The sequence below is a fragment of the Bacteroidota bacterium genome (assembly GCA_016183775.1).
Lineage (GTDB): Bacteria > Bacteroidota > Bacteroidia > JABDFU01 > JABDFU01 > JABDFU01.
Map to the genome: position 1 here is coordinate 29130 of JACPDY010000050.1, position 8924 is coordinate 38053.

General features: G+C 38.1%; 9 protein-coding genes. 2 read left to right on the forward strand and 7 right to left on the reverse strand.

Annotated elements, in window-relative coordinates:
• The first annotated feature begins 12 nt into the window (after nucleotides 1-12).
• The gene (locus tag HYU69_06740; protein ID MBI2270043.1) at nucleotides 13-1242 is read left to right on the forward strand and encodes a PP2C family protein-serine/threonine phosphatase; all 1230 of its coding nucleotides are present in this window, start codon (nucleotides 13-15) and stop codon (nucleotides 1240-1242) included.
• Here HYU69_06740 and HYU69_06745 read toward each other — a convergent pair.
• From HYU69_06745 to HYU69_06760, 4 genes are all read right to left on the reverse strand, one after another.
• Nucleotides 1219-2307: an O-antigen ligase family protein gene (locus HYU69_06745; GenBank protein MBI2270044.1), complete on the reverse strand. Its 1089-nt coding sequence runs from the start codon at nucleotides 2305-2307 to the stop codon at nucleotides 1219-1221. The two genes, HYU69_06740 and HYU69_06745, sit on opposite strands and share 24 nt — an antisense overlap.
• Nucleotides 2214-2669, reverse strand: coding sequence for a hypothetical protein (locus tag HYU69_06750; protein ID MBI2270045.1), 456 nt, complete (start codon nucleotides 2667-2669; stop codon nucleotides 2214-2216). Before HYU69_06750 ends, HYU69_06745 begins: the two co-directional genes overlap by 94 nt.
• A gap of 194 nt (nucleotides 2670-2863) precedes the next feature.
• A complete protein-coding gene (locus HYU69_06755; protein MBI2270046.1) occupies nucleotides 2864-3862 on the reverse strand; it encodes a hypothetical protein in 999 nt (332 codons plus the stop codon).
• Between the two features lie 69 nt (nucleotides 3863-3931).
• Nucleotides 3932-5443, reverse strand: a complete 1512-nt coding sequence (locus tag HYU69_06760; GenBank protein MBI2270047.1) for an oligosaccharide flippase family protein — start codon at nucleotides 5441-5443, stop codon at nucleotides 3932-3934.
• Nucleotides 5444-5587: 144 nt separating this feature from the next.
• Here HYU69_06760 and HYU69_06765 point away from each other — a divergent pair, with 144 nt between their 5' ends.
• Nucleotides 5588-6712, forward strand: coding sequence for a glycosyltransferase family 4 protein (locus tag HYU69_06765; GenBank protein MBI2270048.1), 1125 nt, complete (start codon nucleotides 5588-5590; stop codon nucleotides 6710-6712).
• Between the two features lie 116 nt (nucleotides 6713-6828).
• Here the strand turns inward: HYU69_06765 and HYU69_06770 are convergent, their stop codons facing one another.
• The 3 genes from HYU69_06770 to HYU69_06780 all read right to left on the reverse strand — a co-directional run bounded on the left by HYU69_06770 (nucleotide 6829) and on the right by HYU69_06780 (nucleotide 8843).
• Complete coding sequence (locus HYU69_06770; protein ID MBI2270049.1) at nucleotides 6829-7311, reverse strand: hypothetical protein; 483 nt, start codon at nucleotides 7309-7311, stop codon at nucleotides 6829-6831.
• A 143-nt stretch (nucleotides 7312-7454) separates the two neighbouring features.
• Nucleotides 7455-7814, reverse strand: coding sequence for a hypothetical protein (locus HYU69_06775; protein MBI2270050.1), 360 nt, complete (start codon nucleotides 7812-7814; stop codon nucleotides 7455-7457).
• A gap of 111 nt (nucleotides 7815-7925) precedes the next feature.
• Nucleotides 7926-8843: a PD40 domain-containing protein gene (locus HYU69_06780; protein ID MBI2270051.1), complete on the reverse strand. Its 918-nt coding sequence runs from the start codon at nucleotides 8841-8843 to the stop codon at nucleotides 7926-7928.
• Nucleotides 8844-8924: the final 81 nt, after the last annotated feature.

Sequence of the window (8924 nt, forward strand, 5' to 3'; positions counted from 1 at the left end):
AATAGTTTTATTATGAGTAAAAATACACTGGGTCGTTCACTTTCAGTCAAGTATAAAGATCTAAAGTTGAATTTGCTTTTGGAAATTACCAAGGCGATCAACAATAATCTTTCCAAAGAAGGTCTCCTTAAAATATTCGAGGATTTTTTGAGAAGTGAATTGAACATTGGAAAGCTGGTGCTGTTTTCAAAGGAAGATGATCAATGGGAGTGTATTTTAAAGTATGGAGTGGGTAGTGAATACAATCAAATTGACGTTGAAAAATATTTATTGAATATAAGTGAGATTACTACGATCCAGTTCTCTTCAGAGGCGCTGAATAAATCATTCGAAATAGTGGTTCCTGTGTTTCACAAAACCAATCCGCTCGCGTATATACTGCTTGGTGATCTGGAAGAAGAGAAAATGCAGTTGAGCCCTGCGATCAAACACTTGCCTTTCATTCAAACTCTCGCGAATATTATTTTTGTGGCGATCGAAAATAAGAAACTGGCCAAAGAAAATTTACACCAGGTAGCTGTTAAAAAAGAGCTGGAGCTTGCTTCGGAGATGCAGTCCATGTTGTTCCCGAGTTCATTGCCCAATGATGAAAAAATGGAGATGTCGGCAGTCTATCTTCCGCATCAGCAGGTGGGGGGCGACTATTATGATTTTATCAGGATCAATGAAAATGAAGTTGTTTTTTGTATGGGCGATGTGTCGGGAAAAGGAGTTGCTGCTGCGCTATTGATGTCGAACTTCCAGGCTAATTTGCGTGTATTACTGCACCTGCATAAGTCACTTGTCGATCTGATCCGTGAACTGAATAAAAAGGTAATGGCCAATGCCAAAGGTGAAAAGTTTATCACATTCTTTATCGCGAAATATAATGTAAAGTCGCGCACACTGCATTATGTGAATGCAGGACATAATCCACCCATTTTAGTTAATGGAACCAATACCATGCAGCTGCGTATGGGATGTACGGGGCTGGGAATGTTGGATGATATAATGTCGATAAAGGAAGGGGTAGTGCATGTAAATCCACGGGATCTGGTAATATGTTATACAGACGGCGTGGTTGAGCTGGAAGACGAAAATGGCGGGGAGTTTGGAATTAAAACGTTAAATGATTTATTGCTTAACTTTTCTTCAATAGGGATGGGCGATCTTAATAAACGAATTTTGCATGAACTTACAGCACACAAAGGTAAAATGCCTTATGTAGATGATATAGCCCTATTCAGCTGCAGGTTTAAGTGATGTAGCTTCTTCTGCTTTTTTAGCGTGGTAAATATCTATCACGGTAAGCATGGCAATAAATCCCCAGAATGGTACAGAGGCCTTGTCTGTATCCAAAAAATTATTCAGGCATCCGTGTACGAAGTAAGTGATGAGTCCGAGCAGGATAATAGCGGTAAGTAGTTTAAGTTCCCTGTCAACTATTGTGTAAAACAATCGCATGGCTGTTGATATAACAAGCAGTGTAATTACGACAAAAATTAGCATTCCGATAAGTCCGGTTTCAGCAAGCGGACCGAAGTATTCGCTGTGAGCATTGCCGCCGTCTCCGCGGTTGGTGCTTATAATTGTCTTTTCTTCAGTGACCTGGAAAGGCGCGTATTGAAAACTATATGTTCCCGGACCAAAACCAAAGAGGGGTTTCGCTCTGAACATACGGAATGCGCAATTCCAGCGATTGATACGCTCTTTATTGGAAGCATCCGTTGATATGTTGGATATTGATTTAATATGATCGGTGAAGTTGTTTGAAGAGTCCTGCCTGTTTTTCTCAAGTACCGACACAATGCTTTCCTGGAAAATAATAAATATACCTGCCGCAGTTAATAATGAAATAAACAAAATCCGGAATTTGATCTTAAAAAACAACAGGATGAGCATCCCTATCGCCGCGGCTAAACCAACCCAGGCTGCCCGGGTATAAGACAATATCGTAGCCAATAGAAACACAAGAAGTAAAATAAATGTAAATGTTTTTACACGTTTGGAATCTTTTTTAAGATAAAGAAAACCTATTAATACAGGAATGAACATTGCCAGCATGGCTCCATAAGCTGTATGATCATTATAAAATGGCTTTACCGCCCAGTTTGCCGGTCTTTCTTCAAAATTGTAAAGTGAATGGTTATATATAGTATAGAAAATAACAATGGTCAATGGTATAATGTAAAGCCACATGAATCGTTTTATGTTTGCGGTGTCTTTGAAAAGCTCTACTGCAATAAAATAGCATGTGATGATAAACCATACGCGTGCCATATTGATATCACGGGCATGGTGCTGGTCAGTGTGGTAAGCGTGATCCATCCGAGATTAATTATTATTGCAATAGTAATGGGGTGTTTCATCACTTTTATATCTACCCTGTAGCCCTGTATCATTTTAAAAACAAACAGTAACAACATTCCGAAGAGGAGGGGCTCTGTCGGGAAGCTGAAATCAGGACTTAACCTCCTGTTGAACAGATCGCTAAGTGTCAATGACAAAGGAGTGCAGAAAACGATCATCAGCATTAATTTGTCCATTGAAAATATTCCCGCAAGCAGGAATATAAGGACAAGCGGCAATGTGTTGAGGAAGTAAATATTGTTTGCCATTAGGATCACATTGAGAATAATAAACAATGCGCTTATGGAATAGAATAGCCGTATGTTGGTTTTGGAGATCAAAATAAAACGAAAGCCCTTAGAGGTTGTTTAAAATTTATCCCTGCATTTTGTTATGGCGCCTTTTTTCCTCATACTTCGTTACTTTTTTCGGCAAGAGGTCGCTGAGCTATTGCCTGTAAAAGTGCCTCGTCTGAGAAAAAAATGCGCTCATATAAATTTACAGGTATAAATTTAAACAACCTCTTAACTCCGGCTTATGATGTCTTAACCCTGTCCAGAATTAAAATGCTGATTATGGCCAGGAACATGGACGAAATGGTAGATATAATAACTATTAATATACGGTTTGGAGAAATACGCTTTTCGGCCGGTATAGCAGGAGTTATGATATATTTGGATGGTAATGTGCGGTCAACATCAAGTTTGGCCTGATCGTATTTCACCATTAATGAGAACATCTGGTTTCTTTCATGGTATGCAAAATCACGGAGAGCAACATATTCCCATCCTTTATTGCCAATAAGTTTTAATTTATTATCAAGTTGTTGGATGGCGTTCGTGTTGTTTTTAGAAATATCTTTTACATATTGTTTATAAAAAACTTCTGATTGGGTTTCGTAATCGAAAATTCCCTGGTTAGTATACCATCGCAGCGAATCCTGCAGTTTTTCAACAAATGCTTTCTTTTTTAAATATTCGTCCTCAACTATTTTAAGTACCTGCAGGGCACGTTCTTTTTGCAACTTGTTTTTTGTAGAATCAATTAACGCCGCTATGTCATTCGCAATAAAGGCGGCAGTATCCGGTGATCTGTCAAGTACATTGATCTCTATAGAGTAAAAAGGATTTTGAAAGAACCAAACCCGGTCAAGAAATTCCTGCTTAAGGTGAAGTTTTCTATATGGATCATTTGGTTTAACTTTGTAACGTTTTTCGAGGTTATATTTCTCTGTAATGCGCAGACGAATATCGTCTGAATTTGTCAATATCTGGAGCATCTGCTGTGCGTCCTTCTCCTCACCAAATTTTAAAACATCATCCCACTCTTTAAGCAATGATTTTGAAATTGAAACAGCAGAAGTAGGGAATAGTACAACTTTTGATTGAAACTTTGGTTCTATCAGGTATGAAGCAAGCCCGGAAATAATTGCGGCAGCAATGCCAACAATAATTACGTGTTTACGCCATTTTAATATAAAAGCAACAATATTGGTAGAGTCAAAAAGTGCCTTTCCGGCCAATAGCTTCTCCATTTAATTTGCGGGTTAATAAATATTCAGGCGCAAAAGTAACTAAATATTACTAAAAACAGGTAAACGGACTTATCCATATTTTAATACCCTGAACATGGATTTTATACTGATAAGGCGGGTGAAAAAAGCCCATAATATTGAAATTATCACCATAAACCCGAAATTAAGGAACCATTTTTTACTATCGAAATAGAAATTTTTGCTTAAATAGTTGATCGCAATAACTCCGATCGTAAATATGCAAAGGGTTACAAGTAAACGGTAATTAACCCGGAATTTGAATTTGCGCTGAACAAAGAGTATCTGTGCAATAGCCATTGTGAATTGGGTAACAAGGGCCGCTATAGCTGATCCGTAGGCCAGTAAATGCGGTATAAGTATAATGTTAAGACTTATATTTATAATCATGCAGCTGCCGGCAAGAATATTCAGGTCCTTTAAATTGCGATTGGCAGTCAGTAATGTTCCGAAAATATATGACATGGACTGGCACATGAAGCACCACATAAGCAGGCTGAAAACGGCTGCGGATTGATCCAGGAATTGACTATATACAATGGCTGATTGTCCTAAATGCTGGATGTAAAGCATTTCTATCACTTCTTTTGAATAAAAGCCACAACCTACGCCAAGCACAATAGCGGGGGTAATTAATAAAGTAAATGCCAGCTTAACTAAAGGCTCAACAGAATCCCTGAATTTAAGCATACGTGAAAAGATCGGCAGCAACAAGCCCGAAAAAAGAAAGGCGAACATATTTACCGCATCAAGCAGGCGATATGACTGAGCATAAATACTTGCCTGTACTGCTCCAGAAACCCCATTTTGGCTGGCCTCTGGCGTTGACGGAAGTATACGGAAAAGCATAACACTATCGATCCGGTTAAAAAAGGTCATCAATAGAACGAGGATAGCATAAGGAATACTCTTTTTAAGTATCATTATGGAAAAGGGCCAGTTCCATTTAAGTTTGAAAGTGTGCGTTTTAGTAAGAACAATAATAAATGTAATAAGGGCGGTAAGGAAGTAAGCGCTTGTTTGTGTATAAACAAAGGTCATAATATCCATCCTGCGATCGGTTGCATTTCCCCAAAGCAGGCTTCCGCAAATTATAATCATAAGCAGCCGGTCCAAAACAGAAATTACACTATCTGTTTTAAACAGGTGAAGCCCTGCAAGATTTGATCTTAAATAAAGTGTGAATGTCAGAAGGAACTGGTTGAAGCCCAGGACCAATAAAAGTTTTGTCAATCGTGCGTCATATCCATTCATGATGCCGCATGTAAGGGTGGCTAAAATATAAACAACGGCCAGAGCAAGTTTTAATGTAACCAGGCTCGAAAAGTGTTTGGTGAGCAGGTGGTTATTCTGGGCAATGTTTGTGTTGTTGAAATTTGTTATGCCGAAATCGAGCAGGATATTGAGCAGGAACGAAAAGTTGAATAGTACAAAATATTCCCCGTAGGAAGCCGGATCTATTACGTTTTGTACAACACGGTCAATTCCGAATATCCATATCGGCTTAATAAGCAGGTTAAGAAAAAGGACTATAGCAAGATTAGTGATGAACTTCTTTTGCATACCGGGATGTCAGATCCAAAATTTGGGTAATAATCGTCTAAATTTACAATAATTGTGTGATATTGAAGGAGAACCACTGCTTAAAAAAGCTTCCCCGGCATAAATATTTTTTTATACCTTGTTGGCCCATCAAAAAAATGTGCTTTGAAAATAGTTGTAAATACAAGGTTGTTGATCAGGAACAGGCTTGAGGGGATAGGGTGGTTTACGTACGAGTCGCTTAAACGCATTGCGAGAGATCATCCGGAACATCATTTCATTTTCGCATTCGATCGCGAATTCGATGAGGAATTTATATTTGCCGATAACATTACCCCGATTATCTTATCCCCGCAGGCGCGCCATCCATTCTTGTATTATATATGGTTCGAGTTTTCAATAGCTCACTTGCTCAAAGATATGAAGCCGGACCTTTTTCTATCGACAGATGGCTACCTTTCCTTAAAGACTGATACAAAGCAATTGGGTGTTATACACGATATTAATTTCCGCCACCATCCGAAAGATCTGCCGCTTCTTGAACGTAAGTATTATAATTATTTTTTCCCGAAATATGCTCACAAAGCAACACGTTTGGCTACAGTTTCCGAATATTCAAAGAATGATATTGTAAAAGAGTTTGGAGTTGAACCATCAAAAATAGATGTGGTTTACGATGGGGTAAACGAACAGTTTGGACCCGTTGGCCTGCTGGAGCGGCAGGCGGTTAAAGAAAAATATGCCCAGGGCTCGGATTATTTCGTTTTTGTCGGAGCGTTGCATCCGCGAAAGAATATTGGCAGACTGCTGCAGGCATTCGACGAATTTAAAAAGGCCTATTCAAGCCAGGTTAAGTTGGTTATTGTGGGAAAAAAAATGTGGTGGACCGATGAAATTGAAAATACCTATGAAACCATGCGGCATAAAAGTGAAGTTGTTTTTACAGGACGACTTTCGCCGGAGGAATTGAATCGGGTGATCGCATCTTCGCTCGCTCTCACTTATGTTACCTATTTTGAAGGATTCGGTATTCCTATACTTGAAGGTTTTCGGTGTGAAACGGTCGTGATCACCTCAAATATCACTTCTATGCCGGAAGTGGCCGGTGATGCGGCATTGCTTGTTGATCCGTTTTCTGTAGAATCGATTAAAGAAGCCATGCTGTTGTTGGCCAGGGATGAGGCTTTGCGGCAATCATTTATTGAGAAAGGAAAGATAAGAAGGCACCAGTTCTCCTGGGAGAAAACGGCGAAATTACTTTGGGAAAGTATTGAGAAAGCGGTTGGTTAGTTTTAAGTTTCGGATTTCGGATTGTGGGTTTCGGGTTTCAGGTTGTTTCTGCCATATATGAAATTTCGGTAAGATTTAATGTGTCTTTAAACTTGAGATATGAAGCTTGAGCCCTTTTACTTTTTCTTCTTCTTTTTTGTCGTTCTCGTCTCATCCAACCCATAATCAAATTGACCAATGGCATCGTTGTAATAAATAACAGCAGTGGGGAAATCAAAAATGCCTTTTATTTTTTTCTCTTCTTCACCTATTCTGTCCAAAGGAACCTGGAATGAAAATTTGTAATATGGTTTTTCTATAGCGTAGTCTGGTAATTTGGTTGAAACACCAATTGTTTTTTTTATGTAACCTTCTTTTTCAATCTCAATAGAATATATGAAATTACGTTTAAGGTAAAACCCGAAAGCCTGGTTGCCATCAACAATCGTCGAATCTATACGTTTGTCATCTATACAAAGGTGCACCTGAATATTCTTAACAAGGTTATTTTTTAAGTTGAATGTCGATACAACAAGCAGTGCTGTGTCGCGGCCATTCCCCAATGAGAAGCAGAAATACGATTGGAAAGAAATAAGGATGAATAGTAAATAGTGCTTCATAAAACAGATAACGGGTGTTAAACGGGGGGATAGGTATAAAGGTTACATTTTTCAAATCATTTATTTAAGCATTTTTGGAGGGATGTAAACAAAAAGGATGCCACTTGTTCCTTTGTCGGGGATATTTTCATTCAACACGGCTTTTATTTAAAATTATTTTCATCCCCATCCCGCAAATGAAACTTATGCAAAAAGCGATGCACCATAGGTGCCAGTATAACAGCAATTATTGAAAGAAATGCCACCCCGCTGAATATGGCGTAAAAAGATGCAAATAATTTGCCGGCATTATTTTGAATAGTATCAACAGGTCCCATTTCGGCCAATATCATCGAGGCATTCAACAATGAATTAATCCAACTCAATCCACAAACAAAATGATACCCCATTATGCCAATTAGTAATGCAAGTGCTATTAAAATGGAAGCTATTAATAGATTATTAAGAAGTCGTCCGACAAATCTTTTTACAGGTAATAAAGGTTTTTTATGATGTTCGTACATTTTTTAGTTTAAAGTTCAAAGTTCAAAGTTCAAAGTTCATAGTTCAAGGTTCAATGTTCAATGTTGAATGTTCAACGCTTCGGCTATGCTCAGCACAGGTGTTCAATGTTACTACTTGGTTGTAACTATTGCTATTTTCTTTTTATCGGGGCTTAATACTATACGACCAATGTTGTATATACCAAATCCTGAAAGGTCTTGAATTATAAATGATGGGCCGTTTATTTCTCTATCCATAATACTTTTTGAACCAACTGCTTCGGCAACATTATAAAGAGTTGACTTAGCTCCCATGATAATCATTGGGTCGTTTTCAGGTCCGTAATTTTCATTATACCAAACAAAATCCTCAGATTTTTTAATTGGACTCAGATCAATTTTAGGGTATTTGACGGGATAGGTTTTCATCAAATAAGTGTCAAACTTTCTTATAAAACCAGTACTATCAGATGATTTTTTGAAATAACTTCCAATGTCTTTATTACAATTTTTTTGGATACAGCGTCCTATGCTATCATCCAGTATTGTTGTTTTTTCAGTTTTGAGATTTGCAATTTGTAATGTAAAAGGAGTAGGCAGAATAAATAAGGCAATAGTATTTTTATCTATCCAACAATGGTACCCTACATTTTTAACATTATCCATAATAAGAGCTGGCTCTCCGCCATTAACAGGGAATTTCCATAGTCGCTGGGCCGAATCTTTTTCAACGCGTACGGTTGAAATAAATTTTCCATCCAGTGTAAAAGTAGGGGAGTACTCGCTTTCCTCAGTTTTGGTGAATTGTATGGTTTGTTTGCTTGCTATGTCATATTTGTAAATGTCAGATTGAACGCCTTCTCTTACAGATGAAAAGAGAATATATTTTCCATCAGGAGAAAATGCAGGTTGATTGTCATATCCTTCACGATCAGTAATATTTATGGGGTTGCTGAATGTTATTTTTCCTTTGTCATCTTTGATGTCGAGCAGCCAGATGTCGGTATTGGGAAGCTGGGAGAAGGAAATTAAGAATGAAGAATTAAGAATGAAAAATGAAAAATGAGAGGAGGTATTTTAGTGGCACGCAAAGGCGCAAAGCACGCAAAGAAAAAAAAGGAGTTGAGCCCT